Source organism: Nocardiopsis sp. NRRL B-16309 (assembly GCF_001279585.1).
GTDB lineage: Bacteria > Actinomycetota > Actinomycetes > Streptosporangiales > Streptosporangiaceae > Nocardiopsis.
In genome coordinates this window covers 80,311-106,121 of record NZ_LGEC01000016.1, presented here as the reverse complement: position 1 = coordinate 106,121, position 25,811 = coordinate 80,311, and the positions used below count along the sequence as shown (strand labels likewise).

Annotated in this window: 27 protein-coding genes; 15 read left to right on the top strand and 12 right to left on the bottom strand. The window is 73.7% G+C overall.

What is annotated here, in order from left to right; translation table 11 throughout:
* Nucleotides 1-2 precede the first annotated feature (2 nt).
* Complete coding sequence (locus ADL05_RS03500; protein WP_369800884.1) at nucleotides 3-2,111, top strand: MMPL family transporter; 2,109 nt, start codon at nucleotides 3-5, stop codon at nucleotides 2,109-2,111.
* On the opposite strand, the gene ADL05_RS03495 is transcribed toward ADL05_RS03500, so the two are convergent.
* Both ADL05_RS03495 and ADL05_RS03490 read right to left on the bottom strand, forming a co-directional pair.
* A complete protein-coding gene (locus ADL05_RS03495; protein WP_053615389.1) occupies nucleotides 2,081-2,872 on the bottom strand; it encodes an aminotransferase class IV family protein in 792 nt (263 codons plus the stop codon). The two genes, ADL05_RS03500 and ADL05_RS03495, sit on opposite strands and share 31 nt — an antisense overlap.
* 20 nt (nucleotides 2,873-2,892) lie before the next feature.
* The gene (locus ADL05_RS03490) at nucleotides 2,893-3,612 is read right to left on the bottom strand and encodes a GntR family transcriptional regulator (protein WP_053615388.1); all 720 of its coding nucleotides are present in this window, start codon (nucleotides 3,610-3,612) and stop codon (nucleotides 2,893-2,895) included.
* Nucleotides 3,613-3,779: 167 nt separating this feature from the next.
* Between ADL05_RS03490 and ADL05_RS03485 the strand changes: the two genes are divergently transcribed.
* From ADL05_RS03485 to ADL05_RS03465, 5 genes are all read left to right on the top strand, one after another.
* Nucleotides 3,780-5,030 (top strand): NRAMP family divalent metal transporter, encoded by a 1,251-nt coding sequence (locus ADL05_RS03485; RefSeq protein WP_053615387.1) that lies wholly within the window; start codon nucleotides 3,780-3,782, stop codon nucleotides 5,028-5,030.
* A gap of 284 nt (nucleotides 5,031-5,314) precedes the next feature.
* The gene (locus ADL05_RS03480; protein ID WP_053615386.1) at nucleotides 5,315-6,082 is read left to right on the top strand and encodes a LamB/YcsF family protein; all 768 of its coding nucleotides are present in this window, start codon (nucleotides 5,315-5,317) and stop codon (nucleotides 6,080-6,082) included.
* A gap of 257 nt (nucleotides 6,083-6,339) precedes the next feature.
* Nucleotides 6,340-6,951 carry an allophanate hydrolase subunit 1 gene (locus ADL05_RS03475; RefSeq protein ID WP_053615385.1) on the top strand — a complete coding sequence of 204 codons (612 nt, stop codon included), beginning with the start codon at nucleotides 6,340-6,342 and terminating at the stop codon, nucleotides 6,949-6,951.
* Complete coding sequence (locus tag ADL05_RS03470; RefSeq protein ID WP_053615384.1) at nucleotides 6,948-7,823, top strand: biotin-dependent carboxyltransferase family protein; 876 nt, start codon at nucleotides 6,948-6,950, stop codon at nucleotides 7,821-7,823. Before ADL05_RS03475 ends, ADL05_RS03470 begins: the two co-directional genes overlap by 4 nt.
* Nucleotides 7,824-7,842: 19 nt before the next feature.
* The gene (locus tag ADL05_RS03465) at nucleotides 7,843-8,625 is read left to right on the top strand and encodes a putative hydro-lyase (protein WP_053615383.1); all 783 of its coding nucleotides are present in this window, start codon (nucleotides 7,843-7,845) and stop codon (nucleotides 8,623-8,625) included.
* Nucleotides 8,626-8,652: 27 nt separating this feature from the next.
* On the opposite strand, the gene ADL05_RS30265 is transcribed toward ADL05_RS03465, so the two are convergent.
* Complete coding sequence (locus ADL05_RS30265) at nucleotides 8,653-8,868, bottom strand: hypothetical protein (protein ID WP_156365705.1); 216 nt, start codon at nucleotides 8,866-8,868, stop codon at nucleotides 8,653-8,655.
* Nucleotides 8,869-9,304: 436 nt separating this feature from the next.
* Nucleotides 9,305-9,586 (bottom strand): hypothetical protein, encoded by a 282-nt coding sequence (locus tag ADL05_RS03460; RefSeq protein WP_231640584.1) that lies wholly within the window; start codon nucleotides 9,584-9,586, stop codon nucleotides 9,305-9,307.
* A gap of 372 nt (nucleotides 9,587-9,958) precedes the next feature.
* Between ADL05_RS03460 and ADL05_RS03455 the strand changes: the two genes are divergently transcribed.
* Complete coding sequence (locus ADL05_RS03455) at nucleotides 9,959-10,795, top strand: helix-turn-helix transcriptional regulator (protein WP_082376076.1); 837 nt, start codon at nucleotides 9,959-9,961, stop codon at nucleotides 10,793-10,795.
* 37 nt (nucleotides 10,796-10,832) lie between these two features.
* Nucleotides 10,833-10,949 (top strand): DUF397 domain-containing protein, encoded by a 117-nt coding sequence (locus ADL05_RS03450; protein ID WP_369800883.1) that lies wholly within the window; start codon nucleotides 10,833-10,835, stop codon nucleotides 10,947-10,949.
* Nucleotides 10,950-10,972: 23 nt separating this feature from the next.
* On the opposite strand, the gene ADL05_RS03445 is transcribed toward ADL05_RS03450, so the two are convergent.
* A complete protein-coding gene (locus ADL05_RS03445) occupies nucleotides 10,973-11,269 on the bottom strand; it encodes a hypothetical protein (protein WP_053615379.1) in 297 nt (98 codons plus the stop codon).
* A gap of 169 nt (nucleotides 11,270-11,438) precedes the next feature.
* Nucleotides 11,439-12,440, bottom strand: a complete 1,002-nt coding sequence (locus ADL05_RS03440) for an NAD(P)-dependent alcohol dehydrogenase (protein ID WP_053615378.1) — start codon at nucleotides 12,438-12,440, stop codon at nucleotides 11,439-11,441.
* Nucleotides 12,441-12,529: 89 nt separating this feature from the next.
* On the opposite strand from ADL05_RS03440, the gene ADL05_RS03435 reads away from it, so the two are divergent.
* Nucleotides 12,530-13,195: a TetR/AcrR family transcriptional regulator gene (locus tag ADL05_RS03435; protein ID WP_053615377.1), complete on the top strand. Its 666-nt coding sequence runs from the start codon at nucleotides 12,530-12,532 to the stop codon at nucleotides 13,193-13,195.
* 175 nt (nucleotides 13,196-13,370) lie between these two features.
* Nucleotides 13,371-13,850 carry a ferritin-like domain-containing protein gene (locus ADL05_RS03430; RefSeq protein WP_053615376.1) on the top strand — a complete coding sequence of 160 codons (480 nt, stop codon included), beginning with the start codon at nucleotides 13,371-13,373 and terminating at the stop codon, nucleotides 13,848-13,850.
* 271 nt (nucleotides 13,851-14,121) lie between these two features.
* Here ADL05_RS03430 and ADL05_RS03425 read toward each other — a convergent pair whose 3' ends face one another.
* Nucleotides 14,122-15,777 carry a VWA domain-containing protein gene (locus ADL05_RS03425; RefSeq protein ID WP_082376074.1) on the bottom strand — a complete coding sequence of 552 codons (1,656 nt, stop codon included), beginning with the start codon at nucleotides 15,775-15,777 and terminating at the stop codon, nucleotides 14,122-14,124.
* 134 nt (nucleotides 15,778-15,911) lie between these two features.
* A complete protein-coding gene (locus ADL05_RS03420; RefSeq protein WP_053615375.1) occupies nucleotides 15,912-16,520 on the bottom strand; it encodes a hypothetical protein in 609 nt (202 codons plus the stop codon).
* A 175-nt stretch (nucleotides 16,521-16,695) separates the two neighbouring features.
* On the opposite strand from ADL05_RS03420, the gene galE reads away from it, so the two are divergent.
* A complete protein-coding gene (galE, locus tag ADL05_RS03415; protein WP_053615374.1) occupies nucleotides 16,696-17,667 on the top strand; it encodes a UDP-glucose 4-epimerase GalE in 972 nt (323 codons plus the stop codon).
* A 121-nt stretch (nucleotides 17,668-17,788) separates the two neighbouring features.
* On the opposite strand, the gene ADL05_RS03410 is transcribed toward galE, so the two are convergent.
* Nucleotides 17,789-18,805: a GlxA family transcriptional regulator gene (locus tag ADL05_RS03410; protein ID WP_053615373.1), complete on the bottom strand. Its 1,017-nt coding sequence runs from the start codon at nucleotides 18,803-18,805 to the stop codon at nucleotides 17,789-17,791.
* Between the two features lie 71 nt (nucleotides 18,806-18,876).
* Here ADL05_RS03410 and ADL05_RS03405 point away from each other — a divergent pair, with 71 nt between their 5' ends.
* Nucleotides 18,877-20,202, top strand: coding sequence for an MFS transporter (locus ADL05_RS03405; RefSeq protein WP_053615372.1), 1,326 nt, complete (start codon nucleotides 18,877-18,879; stop codon nucleotides 20,200-20,202).
* A complete protein-coding gene (locus ADL05_RS03400; RefSeq protein ID WP_053615371.1) occupies nucleotides 20,199-20,675 on the top strand; it encodes a hypothetical protein in 477 nt (158 codons plus the stop codon). Before ADL05_RS03405 ends, ADL05_RS03400 begins: the two co-directional genes overlap by 4 nt.
* A gap of 184 nt (nucleotides 20,676-20,859) precedes the next feature.
* Here the strand turns inward: ADL05_RS03400 and ADL05_RS03395 are convergent, their stop codons facing one another.
* From ADL05_RS03395 to ADL05_RS03385, 3 genes are all read right to left on the bottom strand, one after another.
* Nucleotides 20,860-21,834: an arsenic resistance protein gene (locus ADL05_RS03395; RefSeq protein ID WP_053615370.1), complete on the bottom strand. Its 975-nt coding sequence runs from the start codon at nucleotides 21,832-21,834 to the stop codon at nucleotides 20,860-20,862.
* 333 nt (nucleotides 21,835-22,167) lie between these two features.
* Nucleotides 22,168-22,812 carry a TetR/AcrR family transcriptional regulator gene (locus tag ADL05_RS03390; RefSeq protein ID WP_053615369.1) on the bottom strand — a complete coding sequence of 215 codons (645 nt, stop codon included), beginning with the start codon at nucleotides 22,810-22,812 and terminating at the stop codon, nucleotides 22,168-22,170.
* 213 nt (nucleotides 22,813-23,025) lie between these two features.
* Nucleotides 23,026-23,847: an NAD-dependent epimerase/dehydratase family protein gene (locus ADL05_RS03385; protein WP_197285676.1), complete on the bottom strand. Its 822-nt coding sequence runs from the start codon at nucleotides 23,845-23,847 to the stop codon at nucleotides 23,026-23,028.
* Between the two features lie 86 nt (nucleotides 23,848-23,933).
* Between ADL05_RS03385 and ADL05_RS03380 the strand changes: the two genes are divergently transcribed.
* On the top strand, nucleotides 23,934-24,905 hold the full coding sequence (locus tag ADL05_RS03380; RefSeq protein ID WP_053615367.1) for an AraC family transcriptional regulator: 972 nt from the start codon (nucleotides 23,934-23,936) through the stop codon (nucleotides 24,903-24,905).
* A gap of 38 nt (nucleotides 24,906-24,943) precedes the next feature.
* Entirely contained in the window at nucleotides 24,944-25,726 is a 783-nt protein-coding gene (locus ADL05_RS03375) for a class I SAM-dependent methyltransferase (protein WP_053615366.1), read from the top strand.
* Nucleotides 25,727-25,811 lie beyond the last annotated feature (85 nt).

Genomic DNA, 25,811 nt, shown 5'->3' with positions numbered 1-25,811 from the left:
TCGTGGCCCTGCTGGTCACGGTGGTCTGGGTGCTGGGGGCGGGCCCGCTCGGCTCCTTCGTCGGACGCCTGGGGGAGGTGCAGACCAACGACCCCGCGGCCTTCCTGCCGGTCGGCGCCGAGTCCACCGAGGTCGACGCGATCGCCGAGGACTTCGACCGCGCCGAGGGCGTCCCCGCCGTCGTGGTCTACTCCGCCGACCACGACCTGACCGAGGAGGACCTGGCCTCCGTCCGCGAGGTCGCCGAGCGGGTGGGCGAGCGGCCGTGGGCCCTCGAACCGGTCGCGGGGCCCTTCCCCGGCACCGAGGACGCCTCCGTGGCCCAGTTCGTCGTCACCATCGGGTCGGAGTACGACACCGGCGACAGCGTCGAGGACCTGCGGGCCCTGCTGGAGCGGGACCGGGTCGACGGGCTCACCGCGCAGGTCACCGGCCCGGCGGGCTACGCGGCCGACCTGTCCGCCGCCTTCGGCGGCATCGACTCCACCCTGCTGGTCGTGGCGGTCGCCGCGGTGCTGGTCATCCTGGTCGCCGTCTACCGGTCACCCCTGCTGCCGGTCCTGGTGATCCTGGCGTCCCTGCTCGCCCTCGGGCTGTCCGGCGCCCTGGTCTACGCCGCCGCGAACGCGGGCGCGGTCAGCCTCAACGGCCAGAGCCAGGGCATCCTCTTCATCCTGGTCGTGGGCGCCTGCACCGACTACGCGCTCCTGCTGGTGGCCCGCTACCGCGAGGAACTGCTGCTGCGCGAGCACGCCCCGGGGGCCGCCCTGGCCGCGGCGCGCGCGGTGACCGGCCCCGTGCTGGCCTCCGGCGGCACGGTCATCCTGGGCCTGCTGTGCCTGCTGGCCGCCGACCTGTCCTCGACCCGCAGCCTCGGCCCCGTCGTGGCCATCGGCGTGGCCGCGGCCATGCTGTCCGCGATGACGTTCCTGCCAGCCGCGCTGGCCCTGTGCGGGCGGGCGGTCTTCTGGCCGCTGGCCCCCCAGCGCGAGGGCACCGGCACGCGCGAGTCCACCGACCTGGTCCTGTCCCGGCACCGCCTGTGGGGCCGGGTGGCGGCTTCCGTGGGCCGCCGGCCCCGCGCGTACTGGCTGGCCTGCGCGGCGGTGCTGCTGGCCGCCGCCGCGTTCGCGCCCCGGTTCGACGCGGGCGGCAGCGGGCAGGCGGAGATCTTCCGCACCGAGGTCGAGGCGGTCGAGGGGCAGGAGGTGCTCACCCGCGGGTTCGGCGCCGACTCCTCCGCCGCACCCGCCCTCGTGGTCGCCGACGCGGGGCGTCTGGACGAGGTCGTCGCCGCGGCCGAGGACCTGCCCGACGTCGTCTCCGCGGGGCCCTTCACGGAGGCGGGTCCGCCCGCTGCCGAGGGCCGGCCGCCGGTCACGGAACCGCCGCTGGTCGTGGACGACCGTGTCCTGGTGGAGGTCGTGCTGGCGGCCGAACCCGAGTCGAGCGAGGCCGTGGACGCGGTCCGCGAGCTGCGCGCGGAGCTGGCCGGCGTCGAGGGCGCCGACGCCCTGGTGGGCGGGGTGACCGCCACCGACCTCGACACCCTGGAGACCGCGCAGCGCGACTTCACCGTCGTCGTCCCCCTGGTGCTCGTGGTGGTGTTCCTGGTCCTGGTACCGCTGTTGCGCTCGTTCCTGGCGCCCCTCCTGCTCGTCGCGGCCAACGTGCTGTCCTTCGCCGCCACCCTCGGCGTGGGCACGCTCCTGTTCGACCACGTGCTCGGACTGCCGGGCGCCGACCCCGTGGTGCCCCTGTTCGCCTTCGTGTTCCTGGTCGCCCTCGGCGTCGACTACAGCATCTTCCTCATGTCGCGCGCACGGGAGGAGACCCTCGAACACGGACACCGCGAGGGCGTCCTGCGGGCGCTGACGGTGACGGGCGGGGTCATCACCTCGGCCGGCGTGGTGCTGGCCGCCACCTTCGCCGCCCTGGCCGTCATCCCGCTGCTCTTCCTGCTCCAGCTCGCCTTCCTCGTGGCGTTCGGCGTCCTGGTGGACACGCTGCTCGTGCGCACCGTCCTGGTGCCCGCGCTGTCCCTGGACGCGGGTCGGCGCGTGTGGTGGCCGGGCCGGGCCTACAGGCGGTCCCCCGACAGCGCGGCGTAGCCGTGGGCCAGCCTCGTCACCACCGGGGAGGAGGGCAGGTGCACACCGTCCAGGGCGGCGACCGGGCGCAGTCCGGTGGCGGCGTTGGTGACGAAGGCGCCCGACATCCGGGTGGCCGCCGAGGCCGTGAGCGAGCGCCGGATCACGGGGATGCCCAGGTCGGACGCGACCCGGTCGACCAGGCGCGCGGTCACACCGTCCAGGGCGGGGGCGTCCGGCCACACGAGGCCGCCGCCGTCCACGAAGCCGATGTTCCACGTCGGCCCCTCCGACACCAGCCCGTCGGGCGTGGTGAACAGGGCGTCGTCGTGGCCGTCGAGCCGGGCGGCCCGGCGCTCGCGGACCGCGCCGAAGAGCCCGGTTCCCTTGACCTCGGGCGCCTCCCGGCAGAACCCGCGCGTGCCCAGGCGCACGGGCGGCGGCACGGACCCGGGGTCGGGTGCGGGGCGGGCGGTGACCAGCACGTGCGGCAGGACGCTGGCGTCGGGGCGGCCCAGGTCCATGTGCGGGTCGTAGACGGTCACCCGGACCACCGTGGGGGAGGGGTGCTCGCGCGCGGTGCGGCGGGCCAGCTCCCGGACCCGGGGCAGGTCCAGGTCGGCGCCGAAGAGCGTGCGGCAGTCCCGGGCCAGCCGCTGTGCGTGCAGGTCCAGGCCGCGGACCCGCAGGTCGTCCACCAGCATGGTGGTGAAGTGGCCGTAGCCGTACAGGGCGAGGGAGGCGAGTTCCCCCGTGCTGACGGGGCGTCCGTTCAGTTCCATGGCGCCCCCATCATGGCATTTCAGGACCTTGGTCCGGGGCCGTTCTCCATGGCGGTGAAGGCGGTCACGAGCTGGGTCTCGGAGGCGTCCAGGTAGGCGGCCAGTTCGTCGGCGGCCAGGTCCGGGTGCCCCGCCGCCAGGGCGGTGTGGATGCGCCGGTTCCAGTCCAGGTAGGGCGCGTGGTACTCCTCCGGGTCGTTCATGACGTGGAAGACCAGGCGGGTCTCGGCCAGGACCTGGTTCATGAACTCGTTGAGGCGCGCGCTGCCCGCGAGCGCGGCCAGGGCCTGGTGGAAGCGCATGTTGGCGGTGCCCATCGCCCACCAGTCGGCGTGGTCGCGGGCGGCCTCGCCCTCGTCGACCGCGGCGCCCACGGCGCGGACGGCCTCGGTGTCGGCGCGGTCGGCCCGGCGGACGGCGGGCAGCTCCAGGTGCCGCCGGACGCTGAACAGGTCGCGCACGTCGGCGCAGGTCGGGCGGCTGACGAACACGCCGCGGTGCAACTGGTGGACCAGCAGGCGCTCGCGGCTCAGCAGGCGGAACGCCTCGCGCAGGGTGTTGCGGGAGACCTCGTACTTGCGGCTGAGCCGTTCCTCGGACAGGCGGACGCCGGGGGCGAGGGAGCCGTTGATGACGAACGACCGGAGCATGTCGGCGACCCGCTCGGCCTGGCTGCTGACCGGCGCCAGGGCGTCGTCGGCCTCGGGGAGCCGGTCGATGTGGTCGTCCGTCGCCGTCAACGTGGGCTCCTTCGAGGCTCGTGGGCCTTCCATGTTACGTACCGGAGTCGGGCGATTTTACGTTCGGTCCCTCTACAGATTCTCGAAGGATTGAAGTATTGTTCAACAATCCCACGACGGCGTGGGTGGCCGTCGTGTAACCCCCTCGCCACCGTTCAGGAGAACCCATGGGCGACATCCCTCCCGCGCCATCCAAGGTGCGGCCCCGTTTCGGTCGGGTCACGCTGGGCAGCGGACTGCTCGGCGCCCTGTTCCTCATGGCCACCAGCGCCGTGGGCCCCGGCTTCATCACCCAGACCACGACCTTCACCGCGCAGCTCGGCGCCACCTTCGCGTTCGCGATCCTCGTCTCGATCCTGGTCGACATCGCCGTCCAGCTGAACATCTGGCGGGTCATCGGCGTCGCGAACGTGCGCGCCCAGGACCTGGCCAACAAGGTCGTGCCCGGCGCCGGCTACGTGCTGGCCGCCCTCATCGTCTTCGGCGGCCTGGTCTTCAACGTCGGCAACCTGGCGGGCACCGGGCTGGGCCTGGACGCCATGACCGGCCTCGACACCCGCGTGGGCGCCGTCCTGTCCGCGCTGCTCGCCGTCGTCATCCTGGGCGTCAAGCGCCTGGGCGCGGCACTCGACCGGATCCTCGTCGTGCTCGGCGTCGGGATGATCGCCCTCACCCTCTACGTCGCCGTCGTCTCCCGGCCGCCGGTCGGCGAGGCCCTGCGCCAGTCCGTCCTGCCCGACCAGCTGGGCACCGACGTCTTCCTGGCGACCGTGACCATCATCGGCGGCACCGTCGGCGGCTACATCACCTACGCGGGCGTGCACCGCCTCGTCGAACTCGGCCACGGAGGCCGCGAGAACGTCGCCGCCATCACCCGGACCTCGGTCACCGGCATCGTCGTGACCGGCGTGATGCGCGTCCTGCTCTTCCTCGCGGTCCTGGGCGTGGTCGCCGGCGGCGCCTCGCTCCTGGACTCGGCCAACCCGGCGGCCGAGGCGTTCCAGCAGGCCGCGGGCGAGACGGGCATGCGCCTGTTCGGCGTGATCATGTGGGCGGCGGCGGTCAGCTCCGTCATCGGCGCCTCCTACACCTCCATCTCCTTCGTCTCCACCTTCCACCCGCTGCTGGAGAAGCGGCGCGGGACACTGGTGACCGCGTTCATCGGGGTCTCCCTGGCCGTCCTGCTGGTCTCCGGACAGGCGCCGACGACGCTGCTCATCCTGGCCGGGGCGCTCAACGGCGTGATCCTGCCGGTCGGCCTCGGCATCATGCTCTACGTCGCCACCCGCCGCTCCCGCGACCTGTTGGGCGGCTACCGCTACCCGGTGTGGCTGCTGGTCGTCGGCTGGCTGGCGTGGGCGCTCACCGCGTACATGGCCGTCAACTCGCTCAGCGGGATCGCCGCGCTCTGGCAGTGATCTCCTGGCACGGGCCCGACCCGGACGGGCGGGACCGTCGGCAGGGCGGGGTTCGGCGCGGGCGCCCTGCCGCGCGGCACGCGACGGACCATCCACCGGACCCGCCCTCGTCCACAGGCCCGGGTCCGCTCCGCTACGGCGGGCGGGACGGGGTAAAGACCCGGTAGGAGCCCGGGCACGACCACCGGGACCCGTGCGGACCCGGCACGATCGCTCGGGCCCGTGCGGACCCGGCACGACCATCCGGGGCGGGCCCGGGCACGATCCACGAAGGAGCACCGACGTTGCGCATCGACCTCAACTCCGACCTCGGGGAGCACTTCGGCCGCTGGGAGCTGGGTGACGACCGGGCCCTGCTGTCCATCGTCACCAGCGCCAACGTCGCCTGCGGCTTCCACGCCGGGGACCCGTCCGTGCTGCGCCGCACCACCGACGAGGCCGCCCGGCGCGGGGTGAACGTCGGCGCGCACGTGTCCTACCGCGACCTGGCCGGGTTCGGCCGCCGCTTCATGGACGTGCCGCCGGCCGAACTGACCGACGAGGTCGTCTACCAGCTGGGCGCCCTGGCGGCCTTCACCCGCCTGGCGGGCGACCGCGTGCGCTACGTCAAGCCGCACGGCGCGCTCTACAACGCGATCGTGCACCACCAGGAGCAGGCGGAGGCGGTCGTCACGTCCGTGCGGGAGTTCGACCCCGACCTGCCGGTCCTGGGGCTGCCCGGATCGCGCTTCCTGGAAGCGGCCGAGAAGGCGGGCCTGCGCACCTACCGGGAGGCCTTCGCCGACCGCGCCTACACGCCGGAGGGGACGCTGGTGTCGAGACGCGAGCCCGGCGCGGTGCTGCACGACCCCGAGGCGATCGCCGAGCGCTGCCTGCGCATCGCCCGCGGCGAGCCCGTCACGGCCGTGGACGGCACGGAGATCCTGGTCGAGGCCGACTCGCTGTGCGTGCACGGCGACAGCCCGGGCGCCGTCGACATCGCCAGGGCCGTCGCCGCCCGACTGCGTGCCGAGGGCATCGAGATCGTGCCGTTCGCGGAGAAGTATGTGTGACCGTCCCTGCCCCCGTTCGGCGGACGCTCACACCGGCGGGCGACGCACCAGGCGTCCCCTCCGCCCTGGCGGCCACGGTTCGCGGCGCAGTAGCCCGTCTGCCGAGGGTCGCGTCGTCCCGACAGCCATGACCGGACTCGTCGTATGAGTAGTGCCTTCCGTTCCGTCCGCTCCGGCGGCCACGGTTCGTGCCGCAGTAGCTTCTTCCGACCCACCCGCCCCGCCCCGACATGCTTCGCCGCGCCCGAGGAGGCCACGTGCGCGTTCTGACCTGTGCCGACACCGGCGTGCTGGTGGAGGTGGCCGATCTGGCCGAGGTCGTCGCGCTGCGCGCAGCCCTGGCCGCGCAGCCGCCGCCCGGCGTGACCGACGTGGTCCCGGCCGCCCGCACGGTCCTGCTCCGGGTGGAACCGGGGACCGACACCGACCGGGTCGCGGCGGCCGTCGCAGCGCTTCCCGTCACTCCGGGGGACCACGGCGGTGGCGGTGGCGCCGTCACCATCCCGGTCCACTACGACGGGGCGGACCTCGCCGACGTCGCCGAGCTGACCGGTCTGACCCCGCGCGGGGTCGTGGCCGCGCACACCGCCGCCCACTGGACCGTCGCGTTCTGCGGCTTCGCACCCGGCTTCGGGTACATGGTCGGCGACGACCCGCGCCTGCACGTGCCACGGCGCGGCGAGGCGCGCACCCGGGTGCCCGCCGGGTCGGTCGCCCTGGCCGGTGAGTTCACCGGCGTGTACCCGCGCAGCTCGCCCGGCGGCTGGCAACTGCTCGGCCGGACCGAGACGCGGATCTGGGACCTGGACCGCGACCCTCCCGGGCTGCTGCGCCCGGGCGTGCGCGTGCGCTTCACGGAGGCCCCATGAGCACGGCGAGCGCGCTTGAGGTCGTCGCCGCCGGACCGATGACCACGGTGCAGGACACCGGGCGCTTCGGCCACGCGGACCTGGGGGTGGGCCGATCCGGCGCGGCCGACGCCGACTCCTACGCGCGCGCCAACCGGCTGCTCGCCAACCCTCCCGGCGCGGCGGCCCTGGAGACGACCATGGGCGGTCTGCGGGTCCGCGCCCGTGGCCCGGTCACGGTCGCGGTCACCGGTGCGCCGGTCCCCCTGACCGTCGGCGGGCGCGGTGCCGCGACGGACACCGTCCTGCACCTGCCCGACGGAACCGAGCTGGCCATGGGTCTGCCGCCCCGCGGACTGCGCTCCTACCTGGCCGTGCGCGGAGGAGTGGACGTGCGCCCCGTACTGGGCTCGCGCAGCACCGACGTGCTGGCGGGGCTGGGGCCGGAACCGCCCGTACCCGGCTCGGTGCTCCCGGTCGGCCCGCCGCCACGGGACTTCCCGGTCGTGGACCACGTGTGCGCCGCCCCCGTGAGCGGGGACCGGATCACTCTGCGGGTGGTCCTGGGGCCCAGACAGGACTGGTTCACCGGCCGCGCCCTGGAGACCCTGCTGTCCGGCGAGTACGAGGTGACCCCGCGCAGCGACCGGGTGGGCGCCCGGTTGTCGGGCCCGGCACTGGAGCGGTCCCACCCGGGCGAGCTGCCGAGCGAGGGCATGGTGGCGGGGTCCCTCCAGGTGCCGCCCGGCGGCGAACCGGTGCTGTTCCTGGCCGACCACCCGGTGACCGGCGGATATCCGGTCGTGGCCGTCATCCGGTCCGCCGACCTGCCCCGGGCGGCCCAGGCGCGGCCGGGCACCCGGATCCGCTTCACCGACCGGACCCGCCGTTGACCGACCACTGGAGGACGAGATGACGACCCCGGCCGAGCTGTCCCCGTCCCGCGCCCGCGCGCTGTTCCGGGACGGGCTGCGGGTGCCCACCTCCGGCTACAGCGCCGGATACGCGCAGGCCAACCTCATCGCCCTGCCGCGCGAGGCGGCGTTCGACTTCCTGCTGTTCGCCCAGCGCAACCCCAAGCCCTGCCCGGTTCTGGACGTCACGGAGCCGGGCGAGACCAGCGCCTCGGTGTTCGCCGGAGACCTGCGCACCGACCTGCCCGCCTACCGGGTCTACCGGCACGGCGAGCTGGTGGAGGAGCGCTCGGAGGTGGTCGGCCTGTGGCGCGAGGACCTGGTGGCCTTCCTCCTCGGATGCAGTTTCACGTTCGAGGCCCCGCTGCTGGAGGCGGGGATCCCGGTCCGCCACCTGGAGGCCGGGACCAACGCCGCCATGTACGTCACCGACCGGCAGTGCCGTCCGGCCGGGCGGTTCCCGGGCCCGCTCGTGGTGTCGATGAGACCGGTCCCGGCCGACCGGGTCGCCGACGCCGTCCGCGTCACCTCGCGCTACCCGGCGGTGCACGGGGCACCGGTGCACGTGGGGGACCCGGCGGCCCTGGGGATCGCCGACCTCGACGCCCCCGACTACGGGGACCGGGTCGAGGTCCGGCCCGGCGAGATCCCGGTGTTCTGGGCGCGCGGTGTCACCCCGCAGGCCGCGGTGGCGGCCTCGGCACCGGAGTTCGCGATCGGCCACGCCCCCGGCCACATGGCCGTCACCGACGTCCGCGACAGTGCCTACCAGGTGCCCTGACCGGCCCCCGGTGCCAGGGCGGCGTGCTCAGGCCCCTTCGGCCTCATCGTCGTCCTCGTCCCACTCCTCCTCTTCCCATGCCGTCCTCTCACCGGGTCCGACGAATCCGTGGCGGCAGTGCTCGTCGTGCCCTATGGCCAACAGCCCGGACAGGAGCCAGAGGAAGGTCAGGAAGCACAGCATCAGGGCGAGGGCACATCCGAACCGCTTCCCGCCGAAGGGTTCCGATCGTGTATCCGACATGACCAGGGAGTCCAGACCCCCCGGGGTTGCGCGGACGCGGCCTCGGGCGCAGCGGATGATCGCGGGACGCTCAGCCGCGTGGCGGTGATCGAGTGCCCGCAGTACTCGCACGTGGCCGTCGCGGTGGTGCCGTGGCGCACGGGCGGCTGGTCGGGGAGGTAGTCGTGACCCGTGGGGCTGGAGCACGGGACCGTGCCGTCCATCGACGTTCTCCGTTCGTTCGCCGGGCCCGGAGCCGGGGAACGCTCCGGGCCCGGCTGTTCGGGGACGCGTCAGTCGCGTAGGGCAGCGTGGAGGAGGGCCCGCAACCGGAGGACGAGGTCGCCGTCTGTCTCCGGTGAGGGCGGTGCGACGAGGGCGAGGCCGACCGCGTCCGCGAGCGCTTCGGAGGAGAGGACGGGCGCCCCGGCATCGCCGGAACCGTCCGCGTGCCCGCTCACGGGAGCGCCTCCGGGTCCTCCAGCGGGGACCGCCACACGAGCGGATGCCGATGCAGGTCCGGCCCGGTGTCCCGCGCCAGACGGGTCAGGTGTCCGCGCGTGGCGCCGTAGACCGGGCGGTTCTCCAGGTCGGCGCCGAGGTAGCGGATCCGGCCGCGGTGTTCGGCGGCCCAGGTGCCCAGTTCGGCCAGGGTGGGGAGTTCGCGGATGTCGCAGAAGCGGATCACCGGCTCGCTCCCGTCCTCAGCAGACCGCCGAGCACCGCGCTCAGCACGCACGCCGGAAACGGTGACGTGCACGGACCGGGCGCGTATCCGCGCACGCGGGCCGACCGACGAGGCCGCCGGGGGAGGGGATCGGGGCGGCCGTTCCGGGCCCGCCCCCGGTTGGGTGTGTCACTGGGTATGCGCACTGGTCTGGTTCCTCTCGCTGGTCTCGAACAACCCGGCGGCCCGTGGCCACCGCACCGACGCCGGAGATCGTCTCGATGGCTCCCCGCCTCACAGGAAGCGGTCGATCTTCCCCGGCCCCTCAGCGAGTGACGATGGCACGCGATTGCCGAGCAACGAAAGGAATTCGGACTCAGGAGAAAGTTCAGGAACATCTGTGGATTCTCGAAAACTTCTGAGCTCATGCTTTAGGATCGACTCATGGTCGATGCCGCCAAGGAAATCCCGGACGTCCGTTTTGGTCGTGCTTTGTCTCATGCGCGTAGATCTCGCGGGAAAACGCAGGAGTGGCTCGCGAACCAGGTCGGGTGCAGCAAGAGCCACATCAGCAACGTGGAGACCGGGGCGCGGCCACTTCAACCAGTTGACGTGCGTCAAGCCGACGACTGTTTGGGGCAGGGCGGACGGCTGGTGCGCCTGCGCCGGGAGTTGTACGAGCCCGAGGTCCTGGACTGGCTGGATCAGCTGCATCAGCTTCAATTGGAGGCGGAACTGATCCGTGAGTATCAGCCGATACTGCCTCCGGGACTGCTGCAGACCAAGGAATATGCCTCGTGTGTGATTCCTGCTGGAGCTCCGTGGTTCACGTCAGACGATGTGGAGAGCCGCGTGAAGACCAGGATCGCCAGATCTGAGAAGATCCTTGGGGCAGACGTTCCGCACTATCACGTTGTGCTGGATGAGATGGTGATGCGGCGGCACGTCGGGTCTCCTGCGGTGATGGCAGGCCAGTGCCGACGGCTGATGGAACTGGCTGAGTCGGGCCGTGTTCTCCTACAGGTCTATCCGTGGCGGACGTGGCCGCACGCCGGACTGAACGGCCCGCTGTCACTGATCTCGTCCGCGCACGCGCCTGACGTCCTGCATGTGGAGTCGGTGTATCTGGGGCAGACCAGTGATGAAGCGGGCGCGGTACGTCGCTATGGCATGCTGTTTGCCAGGTTGCAAGCAGATGCGTGGTCTCCTGCGGATACCGTCGAGTTCCTGCGTGGGCTGAAAGAGGAGTATGAGAATGGTGTATGGCCCCGAATGGCATAAGTCCAGCTACAGCGCCGGTTCTGAGAATTGTGTCGAGGTGGCCGAGGGGCGGGTGACCGGGGTGCGGGACACCCAGCACCGGGGCCGGGGACACCTGGACGTTCCCGCTGGTGAGTGGGCGGCGCTGCTGGTCTCCGTGGGCATGGCCGCGTAGGGCTTGCTCTCTGGGCGGGGCGCCTATTCCTTCGGTTCCTCGGTCGGCCGGTGCGCGGTGTGGAACCACACCCCGGCCACCAGGGCCGCCCCGGACACGATCAGTGCGATCGCCCACGAGCCCGCCGGTGCCATGGCCATCCCGCACGAATTGATCATCATGTCGGGCGTCTCGCCGAGCGAGTACCACCCGAACGTCGCGTCGCCGCGCATGGGCCTCCACCAAGCCGCCCCGCACGGCCCACTGGGAACCAGGCCCAGGGCCACGCCGCCGGCGATCAGGGCGGCGGCCACCGTGCGGATGATCTGAACAGGGGACACGGGTCTCTCCTCGACGCAGGGGGTTTCCACGTTGGACGTTCCCACGAACCCCCGGGTGGCCGCCACCTCAGGACGCCTTTCACGGGTCACGCGTACCGGACGGACCGCCGCGCCCGTCATCGGCCACGGGTCGCCCCCGCGCTCCGTGGCCGATAGCGGTAGGGCGTGGTCAGGAATCGGACGGTGACGGGGTTTCCACCACGGTCACCACCGTCTTGCCCCGCGCGTGGCCCCTGCCCTGGCGGGCGAGCGCCTGTGCCGCGTCCGCCAGCCCGTAGGACCTGTCGATGACCGGCCGTACCTGACCGGACTCGATCATCGTCGCCAGGGCGGCCAGGTCGTCCGCGTTCCGCTTCGCCGCGAAGGGCTTCATCCTCGGACCGCCGCGCAGGGAGGCGAGCATCACGCGCAGGAGGTAGGGGAGCGGCCCGAGCACAGGACCGCCGGGCATGCCCGTGGCGGAGACGTAGACACCGTCCCGGCGCAGCACCCGGCGATAGGCCGCCGGGGTGTGGCTGCCCACCAGGTCGAAGACGACGTCGTAGGGCTCCGCGCCCCGCGTGAAGTCCTCCCGGGTGTAGTCGATGACCTCGTCGGCGCCGATGGACGTGACCAGTTCGGCGTTGGCGGCGCTGCACACGCCGGTCACGTGCGCGCCGAGCGCCTTCGCGATCTGGACGGCGAACGTGCCCACACCTCCCGAGGCCCCGTTGACCAGGACCCGGTGGCCGGGGCGCACACCAGCGGTGTCGCGCAACCCCTGGAGCGCCGCGACGCCCGCGAGGGGGACGGCCGCGGCCTCCGCGAGGGCGAGTCCGGCCGGCGCCTGCGCCAGCTCGTCCTCCTTCGCCAGGACGAACTCGGCGTAGGCGCCGGCGTTCAGCTCGCCGAACACGGCGGCGCCCCGCTGCCACCGGGTGACCCGGGAACCCACCGCCTCGACGGTTCCGGCCACGTCCTTGCCCCGGACGGGGTTCCTCGGCCGGGCCAGGCCGAACGCGAGCCGGAGCACGTACGGCAGGCCCGCGAGCTCGAACCAGTCCGCGGGATTGACCGACGAGGCGTGCACGCGCACCAGGACCTGGTGGTCCCCGGGCTCGGGACGTTCGACGTCGCGAAGCTCCAGCACGTCCTGGGGCTCGCCGTAGCGGCTCTGCGCGATCGCCTTCATGTCGCTCCATCTCTCTACTTACACCGTAAATACTTACTCTGTAAGCTAGACTGCGGTCCGCTGCCCGTCAAGAGGAGGTCGATGTCCCGGTGCCGACGCCGAACGATCCGCCCAAGGCGCGCCGAGCGCCGCTGACCCGCGACCGCGTCCTCGACACCGGTGTCGCCCTGGCCGACGCCGAGGGCATCGGAGCCCTGTCGATGCGCAGGCTCGGGCGGGAGCTCGGGGTGGAGGCCATGTCGCTGTACAACCACGTCGACGGCAAGGCCGACCTGCTCGACGGGATGCTCGACCGGGTCGTCGGAGAGATCGAACTGCCCGAGGGCGACGAGGACTGGCGCGAGCAGGCGCGGCGGCGCGCGGTGTCCGCCCACGACGCGCTGATGCGCCACCCCTGGGCGGCGTCGCTGTGGACGTCGAGCCTCAACCCGGGGCCGCGGCGGATGCGCTACATGGACAGCGCCCTGCGTTCGCTGCGTGCCGCGGACTTCACCCCCGGCCTGCTCGACCGGGCCTTCCACACGATCGAGGACCACCTGGTCGGCCACGCGCTGCAGGCACTCGGTTTCCCGCTGGACCCCGACCAGATGGCCGAGGTCGGCGAGAGTGTCCTGCGTTCCTTCCCGGTCGACACCTATCCCGACCTGGCCGCGCACATCCGCTACCACCTGGAGCCGCACGAGGAGGGGGGCGGCTTCGAGTTCGGACTCGACCTCATCCTCGACGGCCTGGAACGGCTGCGCGGCACGGTCTGAGTCCTCCGGCCCGGTCCTTCTCCGTCTCGGAGAGAGAGCGGGCCGTGCGGTCGCCGGGGCCGCCGTTTGCGTCGTGCGGACCTGGGTAGCGCGTGGCACCAAGACGCCTCCCGTGCGCCGCCGCACGGTGCCCGGGAGCGCGGACGCCTTCCGCACTGTGAGAAGGGAGACCGACGTGAGCAGTCGCGAACAGCTCATCACCTGGCTCAACGACGCCTATGCGATGGAGAAGGCACTGGAGGAGGTCCTGGAGCGCCACGCCAAGGACGCCGAGGACCACCCGGAGGTGCACGCGCGGATCACGCGGCACATCGACGAGACCCGGGAGCAGGCGGAAACCGTACGGGGCTGTATCGACGCGCTCGGCGGCTCGGTTTCGGGAGCCAAGAGCGCCTTCGCGAGCATGTTCGGGGCCATGCAGGGCATGGCGAACAAGCCCGCGGGCGACACCCTGGTCAAGAACGGTCTGGCCGACTTCGCCGCGGAGCACTTCGAGATCGCGTCCTACAAGGCCCTCATCCAGGCCGCCCGATCCCTGGGCGAGGAGGAGATCGCCCGGAAGCTGACCGGGATCCTGCACCAGGAGGAGGACATGGCGGCCTTCCTGGAGGAGAAGCTGCCGGACGCGGTGAGCGAGACACTCGCCCACGCCTGAGCCGTCAGCGCCCACGCGTGAGCGCCGGCCGTCCACGGGCGGTTCGCCACCCGCCCGTGCCGGTCGGCTGCCCGTCGATGTCCCGGCCGCCGATCCGCGCGTGAGCCCTGTGCCCATGTGAGGGTGACCAGCCGTCCGCGGGCGGATCATGAGCCGTCCACGGGCGGCGAAGACTCCGCACGGATTCGGCCTCGACTTCGGACCTGACCTCGGCCCTGACCTTCGCGGTCGGGGCAGAGCCCCGGGCGCGGGGTGGCAGGAGCAGGGCGGCTCAACTCTCCTGTCGCGGCTCCTCGGGCGGCGTGCGCCGGGGGTGGGACAGGGGCGGTCTCAGATCGGGACGGGACAGGTCGCCACCGGTCTGTTGGCCGCGGATCCCGCCGCCCGTCCGCGGCGGCGCTTCCGATCCGGCCCCCGGCGCTTCCGGCCCCGCCTTCGGTGACTCGGATTCGGCCCCCGGGGTCTGCGGTCCGGTCTTCGGTGGCCCCGATCCCGCTTCGGGCCCCGCTTCCCGCGCCTCCGGCCCGGGCTCCTGCGCCTCCGGCCCGGGCTCCTGCGCCTTCGGCCCGGGCTCCTGCGCCTTCGGTCTCGCCTTCGTCGGCTCCGATCGCGCTTCCGGCGCCTCCGGTGACTCCGCCCCGGTCCCCGGCGCCTCCGGTCCGCTCTGCGGCTGGTGCCGACCGCGCTTGCGCGAGTACCCCGACTGGCTGGAGTACAGCGACTTGGAGGTGCGCGAGGCGTCGTCCGTGCGCGCCATCGCCGACATCCGGCCCAGTTCCTCGGCCTGCGCCGACAGTTCCGCCGACGCCGCGCCCGGGGCGCTCGACGGTCGGGACAGTCGGTCGCGCGCGCGGTCCAGGATCTCCGCGGCGCTCTTCCGATCGCCGCGGCGCAGAGCCTCGCTCGCCTCCCGCTTGGCCGTCTGCGCGCGTTGGAGGGCCTCCTCCGTACGCACCTCCGGCCGGGGCGAGCGGTCCCGGGCCTCGTCGCCGGGTACCACGTTGACGGTGATCGGCAGGCTCGCGGTGTAGGTCGTCATCGTGGCCGGATCCACGTAGGTGACGTCGAGCGTGGTCACGGTGACCGTCCCCAGCGACGCGAGCCCCGGCACCTCCACACGCAGCAGCAGGCGGCGCGTCTCGCCGGAGAAGAAGTCGCCCAGCTCCACCATGAGCGCGCCGTCCGGCAGTCTCGTCGACGGCATCTCTCCCACCACCGAGACCGCCTTGACGTGCGGGCCGGGCGGCACCCGCAAGGACGCCGCCTGGGCCGACTTGGCCAGCAGGTACTCCGCCTCCTGGGCGATGAGCCCGCCCGCGGTGTCGGGGTCCTCGGCGAACAGGGCACTGCCCGCGCCGCCGTCCGCGACCGCCCCGAGCAGCGCCTCGTCGTAGCCCAGCCCGTAACCGAGGGTCGTGGTGGCCACGCCGTGCCCGTAGGCGTCGGCGGTGACCTGCCGGAGCAGGTCGTGGTCGGTGACGCCGTGGTTGGCGTGCCCGTCGGAGATCAGCAGCAGGGTGGCGCCCCGGTCGCCGCCGGCCCGGCGGGCCTCCTGGATCCCTCGGAGCAGCCCGGAGGACAGGTCGGTGCCCCCGCCCGGGGCCAGGCCCCGGATGCGGCGGCGCACGGCCTCCTTGTCGGTGAGGGGCCCGGTGGGCACCTCCACCACGGCCTGGGTGTCGAAGGAGACCAGGCCGAAGTTGTCGGTGGGCGCGAGCCGGTCCACCAGACCGACCAGGGCCGTGACCGCTCCGGCCAGTCTCCCGCCGCCCATCGAACCGCTGCGGTCCAGCACGATCTGCAGGGTCGCGGGCGGCCGTTCGGTGTCGGCCTCGCGTTCGGGGGCCGTGATGTCGATCAGGACGGACACGGCGTCGTCGGTGTCGAAGGGGACGACGTCGAAGTCGAGGAGGGCGGACAGGTGCATGCGTGCTCCGAACGTTGGTCCGAACTCCAGCTTAGGAAGCCGGACCGACGATCGCGAGGCCGTTCCGACGCCTGTGGACAAGACGAGGGGGAGCCGGGCCGACGGGGGGCGGCCGGCGGCGGGGAACGGGCCGCTCAGACCGAGCGCAGGCCGAGCCTCTCCAGTTCCAGCGCGGCCAGGACACGGGTCGCCTCGGGGTCGTCCGCGTGCCAGGCGCCCACCGGATCCGCGTGGGCGCCGGTCAGCCGGGACGGCGACACGGCCGTCAGGGCGCGCAGAGCCAGCAGGCGGGACCGGGCCTCGGGAGTCATCGCCCGCATGCTCCGTACGGAGGCGGCCTGGCGCACCCAGCGGGCACGGACGGGCAGCCAGGTGGCGGCGAGCAGGGCCAGCGGGATCACCGCCGTGACCAGGGGCAGGTACAGGGCCAGGGCCGCCACCGACTCCTGGAAGGACGTCCCGGCCGAGGCCAGCGACTCGCCCGCCCCGCCCATGCTGGTGAAGGGGGTGGCGAGCGCCTCCCCGGCCAGGGGGACGCGCTCGGCCGCCTCCGCGGCGGTGCCCATGTGCTCGGACACGCCCTCGCCCGCGCTCGCGATGAGCTCGCCCGGGCGGTCCAGGCCGGTGATGATCTCGCGCAGCGACAGCGCGGTGGTGATCCACAGGACCGCCCAGGACAGGGCGAGCAGGTCGGACAGCAGTTGGAGGCAGGCGCGAACGGGGCGTTCGGCGTACAGCTTCACGGGGGCTCCGGGGGAGTGAGGGTTCGGCGGGTGCGGCGGTCGTCGAAGGACCGTTACCCGCCTGGTGCCGCCTCCACCCTGTCACCGCGTTCTGTTGGAAATAGACTGATCGTGTTGACTTGATGTTTGATTTCGTATGGTCTGTTGGGAAAAGCGAGCTTCCTCGGAGGGTGCAATGCGGGTACTGGTCACGGGCGGCGCCGGATACATCGGCGGCGTCGTCACGGCGATGCTCGTGGAGGAGGGGCACGCGGTCACGGTGCTCGACGACCTCTCGACCGGGCACGCCGACGCCGTGCACCCGGGCGCGCGCTTCGTCCAGGGGACGGTGCGCGAACGAGCCGCCGAGGTCCTCCGGGAGGGCTTCGACGCGGTCCTGCACTTCGCCGCCAAGTCCGTGGTCTCGGAGTCGGTCGCACACCCGGGCCTGTACTGGAGCGGCAACGTGGGGACCTCGCTCGCCCTGCTGGAGGCGATGCGCGCCACCGGTACGGGCCGCCTGGTGTTCTCCTCCACCGCCGCCGTCTACGGGGAGCCGGAGTCGGTGCCCATCACCGAGGACGCGCCGGTGCGCCCGACCAACCCCTACGGCGCCACCAAGGCCGCGATCGACGCCGCGCTGACCGAGCACGCCCGCATGCACGGCACCGCGGCGGTGAGCCTGCGGTACTTCAACGTCGCCGGCGCCCACCGGGGGCTGGGGGAGCGGCACACCGTGGAGACCCACCTGGTCCCGAACGTCCTCAAGGTGGCGCGGGGCGAACGGGAGTCGGTGTCGGTGTTCGGGGAGGACTACGCCACGCCGGACGGCACGTGCGTGCGTGACTACATCCACGTGGCCGACCTGGCCCGCGCCCACCTGCTCGCCCTGGGACGGGCGCGGGCCGGGCGCCACGAGGTGCTCAACCTGGGCAACGGCGCGGGCTTCTCGGTGCGCGAGGTGGTGGAGGTGTGCCGCGAGGTGACCGGGCACCCGATCCCGGCGGTGGCCTCGCCCCGCCGCCCCGGCGACCCGGCGGTGCTGGTGGCCTCATCCGACCGCGCCGGGGCCCTGCTCGACTGGCGTCCGGAGCGCTCGTCCCTGCACGAGATCGTCGCCGACGCCTGGGCCTTCCACCGCGACCGCGCCGGAGCCGCCGCCGAGTGATCGCCGCGCGCCCGGACCCCTGGTGCTGAGCCAGGACAGGCGCCGCCTCGGTTCGACACCGGTGGGCGGTTCGGTGGACGCCGGAGGCCCGCCCTCCTGGACCAAGGTCGTCCGGGCGCCCTCAGGCGGCGGGAGTGCCGGTGCCGGGGCTCGCCGCGGGGCCGCGGAAGGTGCGCCGGTACGCGCTCGGGGAGACGCCGAGTTCCGCCTGCATGTGCTGGCGCAGGGACGCAGCGGTGCCGAACCCCGCCTCGTGGGCGACCCGGTCCACCGGCATCCCCGTCTCCTCCAGGAGTTGGCGGGCCCGGTCCAGCCGCTGCCGGGCGATCCACTGCCCCGGCGAGACCCCCATCTCGTCGCGGAACCTGCGGGTGAACGTACGCACGCTCACCGACTCCCTGGCCGCCATCGCCCGCAGGCTCGGCTGGCGGTCCAGGTGCTCCAGCGCCCACGCGCGGGCACGCGCCGTCCCGGAGCGCTCGGGTTCGGGCACCGGGCGGCGCACGTACTGGGCCTGCCCGCCGTCGCGGTGCGGCGGCACGACCGTCCCGCGCGCCACGTCGTTGGCGACGGCGGCGCCGTGGTCGGCGCGGATCATGTGCAGGCACAGGTCGATGCCGGAGGCGACCCCGGCGGCCGTGAGCACGCGCCCGTTGTCGGTGTAGAGCACGTCCGGGTCGAGGTCGATGTGCGGGTACAGGGCACGGAAGAACCCGACCGAGCGCCAGTGCGTGGTCACCCGGCAGCCCGAGAGCAGCCCGGTGGCGGCCAGGACGAACGCGCCCGTGCAGATCGAGGCGACCCGGGCGTCCGGACGGATGCGGCCGAGCGCCGCCGCCAGACCGGGGTCGATCGGGGTGTGCGGCCGCTCCCCGTAGTCGGCGTCGGCCGCGGGGACGACCACGGTCCGGGCGCCGTCGAGCGCTTCGGGGCCGTGCGCGACGTTGAGGCTGACGTCGGTGTCGGTGCGGACCTCCCCCGGAGTGAGCGCGCAGGTGGCGACCTCGTAGAGGAAGGCCCCGGACGAGTCGCGGGCCTGCCCGAACAGGCGGTGGACGATACCCGCCTCGATGGGCAGGACCCCGTCCCTGACGAGTACGGCGACGCTGTGGCGGTCGGGACGCGTGAAGACGGACATGGCCCGATTCTTGCGCATGTTGGCCTTCGGGTCACTGTCGGGGCGGGTATCCGCGCCCCGAAGCTGGTCACATGACGCACCAGACACGTACTCCGCTCCTCCACCGGGCCTGGCCGGTCGCGCTCGTGGCGGGCCTGGCCATCGTCGCCGCCGCGGCGTTCGCCGGGATGCCCGGCCTGCTCGTCGACCCGTTGCACACCGAATACCAGTGGTCGCGCACCTCGATCGGGGTCGCCGCCTCCGTCAACATGGTCGTCTACGGGCTGGTCGCCCCGTTCGCGGCCGCCCTGATGGACCGCTTCGGACTGCGCCGGGTCGCCGTCGCCGCGCTGTCGGCCGTCATGGCCGGTGCGGCGCTGACCACCCTGATGGACCACGCCTGGCAGCTCACGCTCTACTGGGGCGTGCTGATCGGCGCGGGCACCGGTTCGCTGGCGATGACCTTCGCCGCCACCGTCGCCCACCGCTGGTTCGTCCGGCGGCGGGGCCTGGTGATCGGGGCGCTGACCGGTTCGAGCGCGTTCGGCCAACTGGTGTTCCTGCCCGCGCTGGCGTGGGTCACCGACACCCAGGGCTGGCGCCCGGCGGTCGTGACGCTGGCGCTGTCGGCCGGGGTCGTGGCGGTCCTGGTCGTGCTGGTGCTGCGCGACCATCCGGCGGACGTGGGGCTGCGGCCCTACGGCGCCCTGGAGGCGGTGCCCCGGCCGAGGACGGAGGAGGGTGCCGCGCGCCGGACGGTGCTGGTCCTCGCCCGGTCCGTGCGCCGCCGCGACTTCTGGCTGCTCGCTGGGCTGTTCGCGATCTGCGGGGCGACCACGAACGGCATCCTGTGGACGCACTTCGTCCCCGCCGCGCGCGACCACGGGATGGCGGTCACGGCGGCCGCCGCGCTCGTGTCCACGATCGGCGTGTTCTCCCTGGTCGGCACGGTGGTCTCCGGCTGGCTCACGGACCGCTTCGACCCCCGCCTGCTGCTGGCGGCCTACTTCGGCGGCCGGGCCGCCCTGCTCGCACTGCTGCCGATGCTCTTCGGACCGGACGCCGGACCGGCGATGATCGCGTTCGTCGTGGCGTTCGGGCTGCTCGACGTGGCGACCGTGCCGCCGGTGATCCTGCTGTGCCGACGGGTGTTCGGTGCGGACGGCGCGATCGTGTTCGGCTGGGTCAACGCCCTGCACCAGGTCGGGGCCGGGGCGATGGCGGTGTTCGGCGGTCTGGTCCGCGACGTCACCGGGGACTACGGGCCGCTGTGGGTACTGGCCGCCGTGCTGTGCGCGGCCGGGGCGCTGCTCGCTCTGCGGGCGCCCGGCGCGGGAGGGCCGGAGCACGCCGAGGGGGAGCCCCGTTCGGAGGGAGAGCCCGGTCCGGGCGAGCGGGCGACGGAGGTGCCCCGATGAGTCGGAAGGGCTTCTCTCCCGCGTTCGCCCTCGTCCTGACGGTCCTCGCCGGAACCGTGGCGTACGTGGGCCTGGCCGGACTCGACCAGGGGCTGCGCGCCGCCCGAGGCGAGGGCGCTCCGGGCGTGTTCACCGCGACCGCGCTCACCTGCGTCCAGCACCCCGGCCACGAGTCGTGCGGCTGCGACGGCACCTTCACCGCGGCCGACGGAGGTCCGGCGCGCGAGGTGACCCTGCACGGAGCCGGCCGCGACACGTGCGTGGTGGGCACGGAGATCGCCGCCGTGGACGCCGGTGCGGACACGCGGGTGTACGGGCCGGACGGGTCCCGTGAGTGGATCTTCTCGGCGTTCCTGCTGGCGGGTGCGTCGCTGGCGGTCCTGTGGTCCGCGTTCCAGGGCGTCCTAGCCCTCCTCGACCGTGCGCGGCATCGCTCCGACTCCTCGCCCGCTCGCGAGAGCGCTCACGGGTGAGACCCCCGACGCCCCGTGGGGGCGGCGGCCCTCCCGCGTCCCTTCGACCCCGGGTGCCCCGCCGTCCGGCTTGGTGCCCGACTCGGCTCCCGGAGGCGGCGGGACACCCGTCAGGCTCAGGAGTGGCGGTCCGGGAGGGCGAGGCGTGTGGCCACCGGGCGAGGCGGTCGGCCGGGCCGAGGGCTCAGCCGCTGACGCCGTCGGGCTCCCGTGGATCGCGCACCCGGACCAGCTGGCTGAGCACCGCCAGGACCGGCAGCTCCACGAGGGGGCCGATCACCAGGGCCACCGCGATCAGGGGCCGGTCGGGGAAGGCGGCGACCGCGATGCCCAGCGCGACGGGGGAGTTGCGGGCCACCGTCGTCATGGTGAGCGCGGCCCGCTGGTCGCCGGGCAGCCGCAGAACGCGCGCGACGAGCACGGCCACCAGCGGTGCCACGACGAAGAACACCCCCAGGGGCACCAGCAGCACCGCCAGCTCGCCCAGATGCGCGGCCACGGTCCGTGCCTGGGAGGCGAACATCGCCAGGACCGCCAGGTAGAGCAGCGGCAGGACCGCCCGCCCGGCCGGGGCGACCACCACCCGCTCCCGCCACCGCGGACCCTTCCACCGGCCGGTGGCCCACCGCAGGAGCGCGGCGGCCACCAGTGGCACCACCAGCACCAGCACGACGGCCTCGACCAGCGTCCCGGTCCCCACACTGGCCGCCTCGCCGCCGAGGAGCAGCACGTAGACGGGCAGCAGGGCCAGCTGGAGCACCAGGTTGATCGGCAGCAGTGCCGCCGCCACCCCCATGTGCCCCCGGGCGAGCCCCGTGAACACCAGGTACCAGTCGGTGCAGGGCGTCACCAGCAGCAACAGCAGACCGATCCGCAGATCCGGCGCGTCGCCCAGCAGCCCGACTCCCAGAGCCCACGCCAGCAACGGCGTGAAGACGAAGTTGAGGACCAGACTGGCGGCCACCACCGTCCCGGCGTCCCGGGCCAGGCGGACCCGGGCGGCGTCCACCTGCACGAACACCGCCACGAGCAGCAGGACCAGCGCGGGCAGGACCAGGTGTCCGGCGACCGCCCCGACCGGCCACAGGGTGCCGACGGCCAGACCGAGCACGGCGGCCAGCGCCACGAAGACGCTCTGGAGTCTCTCGGCGACGGACACGGTGCTCTCTCGGCGGGGATCGGCGGTTCGTTCCCCCACTCTAGGACGGGCGCCCGGGACAGGACGGGTGCCCCGGACGCCGTCCGGTCGGATCGGTCCGGCGGCAGCGACGATCGCCCGGGCGGGCCCCGGCGCGCACTCCCCGAACCGACGTGCCCGGTGGCCTGGGCACACGCTCGCGGGGCCCGGGCACGCCTCCGTGTCCGCCGGTCCCAGTGGACTGGATGAACGCTCGTGGGGCTCGGGCAAGCTCCTGTACTCACCAGCCCCGGTGGCCTCAGCACACGCTCGCGGCTCGGGCACGCACTCCGAACCATCGGATCGGTCCGGCCCCTACCGCGCTCCCACGTCAGGCCCGCCAGTGTCTGTGTTCCCGGGCCCCGGCGGCTCCTGGGCCGCGACCCCCAGGCTCCGCAGGAACGACACCACCGCGGCGCGCATGTCGACGGTGCCCGGGTCGAGCAGCCACTGCACCCGCAGGCCGTCGGTGAGCGCCACGATCTGTTGGGCGGCGATCTCCGGTGTCGGTCCGTCACGCTCGTCGAGCAGGTCGGCCAGCGCCGGAACGAGGTGGTCGCGCAGGTTCCGGTACCGGGCGACGAAGTACTCGTGCGCGGGATGGACCGGGTCGGTGGCCTCGGCGGCCAGGGTCACGTGCAGCGAGACCGGCCCGGGCGCGCCCGCGTCGTGCTCCGCCATCCGCACGATGACCTCCACCAGCTCCCGGGGGTCCGGCCCGGGCGCCGTCAGCAGGGGCGCGTCCAGCTCGTCCCGTCGGCTCAGGACATGGAGGAGCACGGCCTCCCGGCTCGGGAAGTGGTGGAGGACGCCCCCGTGGGTGAGCCCGGCGCGCTCGGCGACGTCGCCCAGGGTCACGCCCCAGAAGCCGCAGCGCGAGTACAGCTCCGCGGCGGCGTCGATGATCCGGCGCCGGGTGCGCTCACCCCGGGCCGTGTGGTCGCGCTCGTGGTCGGACACGGGCGGCCTCCTCGGTGCTGGTCGTGCGGCCGCCGGCGGTCCGGAGACCACCGGCGGATCCGAGACTACGGACGAAGCGGCCCGTGGGTGTGCTCTCCGTCCCGGACCGCCCCTGTGTCGCGCCTGGTCCCGTACGTGCCCCTGGAAGTCGCACCCCGGCCGCCCCCGTTCCCGGCCCGAGGGCGCCCCGCGCACGGCCCGGTCCTCACCCGGTCACGACCACGCCCCCTCCGCGGCGGCGCGGGCCACGTAGCCGCCGAAGTCGCCCGCGGGGCGGCCCAGCGCCCGCCGCACGCCGTCGGTCGGCTTGGCGTTGCGGCCGTCCAGGATCTCGGCGAACAGCTCCGCGAGCCCCGTGGCGACCTCGGCGGGAATCCCCGCCCGGCCCGCCTCGGCCACGAAGTCCGCGGGCGTCACCGGCAGGTAGGACACCGGGTGCCCGGCGGCCTCGCCCATCAGGGCGCACGCCTCGGCGAAGGTCAGCGCGGTCGGCCCGGTCAGCTCGTACAGCCGCCCCGCGTGCCCGTCCTCGGTGAGGGCGAGCACGGCCGCCTCGGCCACGTCCGCCAGGTCCACGAAGGGCTCGGGCACGTCCGGCACGGGCAGGGCCACGGTTCCCGAACGCACACCGTCGACCAGGATGTGCTCGGAGAAGTTCTGCGCGAACATCGAGCAGCGCAGCACGGTCAGGTCCGTGAAGACCGCCCGGACGGCCCGCTCCGCCCGCTCCGCGCCGTCCTCCCCGCGCCCGGACAACAGCACCATCTGGGTGGCGCCGCGCTCGGCGGCGCGGGCGGCGAACGCCGAGACCGCCTCGGCCGCGCCGGGAAAGGCCAGGTCGGGGTGGAAGCACAGGTAGACGCCGTCGACCCCGTCCAGAACGGCGTCCCAGGTGGCGGGGTCGTGCCACTCGAAGGGCGGGGTGCCCGATCGGGAGCCGACGCGGACGTCGGCCCCGCGCTCGGCCAGGTGGTGGGAGACGCGGCGACCGGTCATGCCGGTGCCGCCGGTGACGAGGATTCGTTGGTTGCGCATGTCCTCAGTACAGCGGACCAGATCCGGACGAACCATGGTCGATTTACTGGATGGCATAAGAGATCGTCCAGGCGTAGCCTGCCTTCATGGACCCCCTCACACACCTGCTCGACGGCCCGCGGGCCCGCGGCGCCTTCACCCTGCGCGTCGTCATGAGTGCGCCCTGGTCGATCGACGTCCGCGACGGGTCCGCCCTGGGCCTGGGCGTGGTCACCTCCGGCCGGGTGTGGGTGCGCACGCGCGACCAGGAGGCGGCGCTCGACCCCGGCGACGTCGTCCTCACCCGCGGTCCGGACCCCTACGTGCTGTCCGACCGGTCCGGGCGCCCACCGACGATCACCGTCCACCCCGGCCAGCGCTGCGTCGCCGACGACGGCCAGGAACTCCACGTGAGCATGTCCCACGGCGTGGGGATGTGGGGCAACGACCCCGAGGGCGCGTACTCCCTGGTCATCGGCGCCTACGAGGACGACAGCGAGGCCGGGCGCCTGGCCCTGTCCGCGCTGCCGCCCCTGGCGGTCCTGCGCGCGGGCAGCGTCGACCCGGCCGTGGTCGACCTGCTGGTCCGTGAGATCATCACCGCCGGCGTCGCCCAGGCGAGCCTCAACGACCGCCTCCTGGACTGCCTGCTGGTCATGGCCGTCCGCGCCTGGATGGCGGAGCACCCCCGCACGGAGCCCAGCTGGCTCAGCGCCCGGGGCGACGGCGTCGTGGCGCGGGCCCTGGAGCTGGTCCACGAGGGCCCCGAGCGGCCCTGGACCCTGGCGTCGCTCGCCCGCGCCTGCGCCGTCTCGCGCTCGACCCTGGCGGAGCGCTTCCAGCGGGCGGTGGGCACCCCGCCCATGGCCTACCTGCGCACGTGGCGGCTGACCACCGCCTGCGACCTGCTCTCGGCCCGCCCCGACCTGGGCCTGGAGGCCGTCGCGGGACGGGTCGGCTACGGCAGCGCGTTCGCGTTCAGCTCCGCGTTCAAGACCCACACCGGAGTCAACCCCTCGGAGTACCGGCGGAACGCGCACAAGCCCGCGCGCCCGGGATCGGCGGCACCGGTGGGGTAGGGTCACAGCCGCGGCGACCGACGACGGAGAGGACCAGCGTGGGCGACCGGACCCAGGCCTTCGACCGGCTCACCGAGGACTACCGGCGCTTCCGCCCCGGCTATCCCGCGCCCGTGCTCGACCGGCTGCGCGAGTACGTCCTGGCCGGGAGCCGTGCCGGTTGGCCCGAGCCGTGGCTCCTGGTCGACGTCGGGGCCGGGACGGGCATCTCCACGCGCGCGCTGCGCGACGTCTTCGGACCCGGTCCCCGGGTGGTCGGCGTGGAGCCCGGACACGCGATGCGCGAATCCGCCGCGGCCGGACCCGGCGGGGTGGAGTTCACCGACGGCCGCGCCGAGGACGTGCCCTTCCCCGACGGCTCGGCCGCGCTCGTGCTCGCGGCGCAGGCCGTCCACTGGTTCGACCGCCCCGCCTTCTACGCGGAGGCGGTCCGCGTGCTCGCCCCCGGCGGCACCGTCGCCGTCCTCGCCAACGACCGCGACTGGACCGCGAGCGCGTTCGTCGACGCGCACGAGTCCCTGCTCGAGGAGCACGGGGACGGCTACCGGCGCGACTACCGCAGCTTCGACACGGTCGGCGAACTGGCGGCGCGGGAGGGGCTGGACGAGGCCACCGCGTACACCGGCCGCTGGGTGCGCGAACTCGATCTCGACGGGTACCTGGGGATGGCCCTGTCCTCCACCAAGATGGCCGCCGTGGTCCGCGCCATCGGCCTGGAGCGCACCCGCGCCGCCCTCACTGACCTGGTGGCGGAGCACTTCCCGGACGGCGTCGTGCGCGTCCCCTACCTCACCCGCCTGCACATGGCCCGCCGCACCTGACCGCGGGCCCGGCCCGGTGCGGGTGCCGTCCGGACGTGGACGGCCCCCGGCGGGCGGGCCCGCGCTGGAACGTGGACGGCCCCGC

Bases quoted from the DNA above. Each gene is read 5' to 3' on its own strand.
- ADL05_RS03400 (WP_053615371.1), top strand. From the start codon at position 20,199: ATGAGTCGGAAGGGCTTCTCTCCCGCGTTCGCCCTCGTCCTGACGGTC.
- ADL05_RS03425 (WP_082376074.1), bottom strand. From the start codon at position 15,777: ATGCACCTGTCCGCCCTCCTCGACTTCGACGTCGTCCCCTTCGACACC.
- ADL05_RS03405 (WP_053615372.1), top strand. From the start codon at position 18,877: ATGACGCACCAGACACGTACTCCGCTCCTCCACCGGGCCTGGCCGGTC.
- ADL05_RS03410 (WP_053615373.1), bottom strand. From the start codon at position 18,805: ATGTCCGTCTTCACGCGTCCCGACCGCCACAGCGTCGCCGTACTCGTC.
- ADL05_RS03470 (WP_053615384.1), top strand. From the start codon at position 6,948: ATGAGCACGGCGAGCGCGCTTGAGGTCGTCGCCGCCGGACCGATGACC.
- ADL05_RS03440 (WP_053615378.1), bottom strand. From the start codon at position 12,440: ATGAAGGCGATCGCGCAGAGCCGCTACGGCGAGCCCCAGGACGTGCTG.
- ADL05_RS03380 (WP_053615367.1), top strand. From the start codon at position 23,934: ATGGACCCCCTCACACACCTGCTCGACGGCCCGCGGGCCCGCGGCGCC.
- ADL05_RS30265 (WP_156365705.1), bottom strand. From the start codon at position 8,868: ATGTCGGATACACGATCGGAACCCTTCGGCGGGAAGCGGTTCGGATGT.
- ADL05_RS03385 (WP_197285676.1), bottom strand. From the start codon at position 23,847: ATGCGCAACCAACGAATCCTCGTCACCGGCGGCACCGGCATGACCGGT.
- ADL05_RS03455 (WP_082376076.1), top strand. From the start codon at position 9,959: ATGGTCGATGCCGCCAAGGAAATCCCGGACGTCCGTTTTGGTCGTGCT.
- ADL05_RS03465 (WP_053615383.1), top strand. From the start codon at position 7,843: ATGACGACCCCGGCCGAGCTGTCCCCGTCCCGCGCCCGCGCGCTGTTC.
- galE (WP_053615374.1), top strand. From the start codon at position 16,696: ATGCGGGTACTGGTCACGGGCGGCGCCGGATACATCGGCGGCGTCGTC.
- ADL05_RS03485 (WP_053615387.1), top strand. From the start codon at position 3,780: ATGGGCGACATCCCTCCCGCGCCATCCAAGGTGCGGCCCCGTTTCGGT.
- ADL05_RS03495 (WP_053615389.1), bottom strand. From the start codon at position 2,872: ATGGAACTGAACGGACGCCCCGTCAGCACGGGGGAACTCGCCTCCCTC.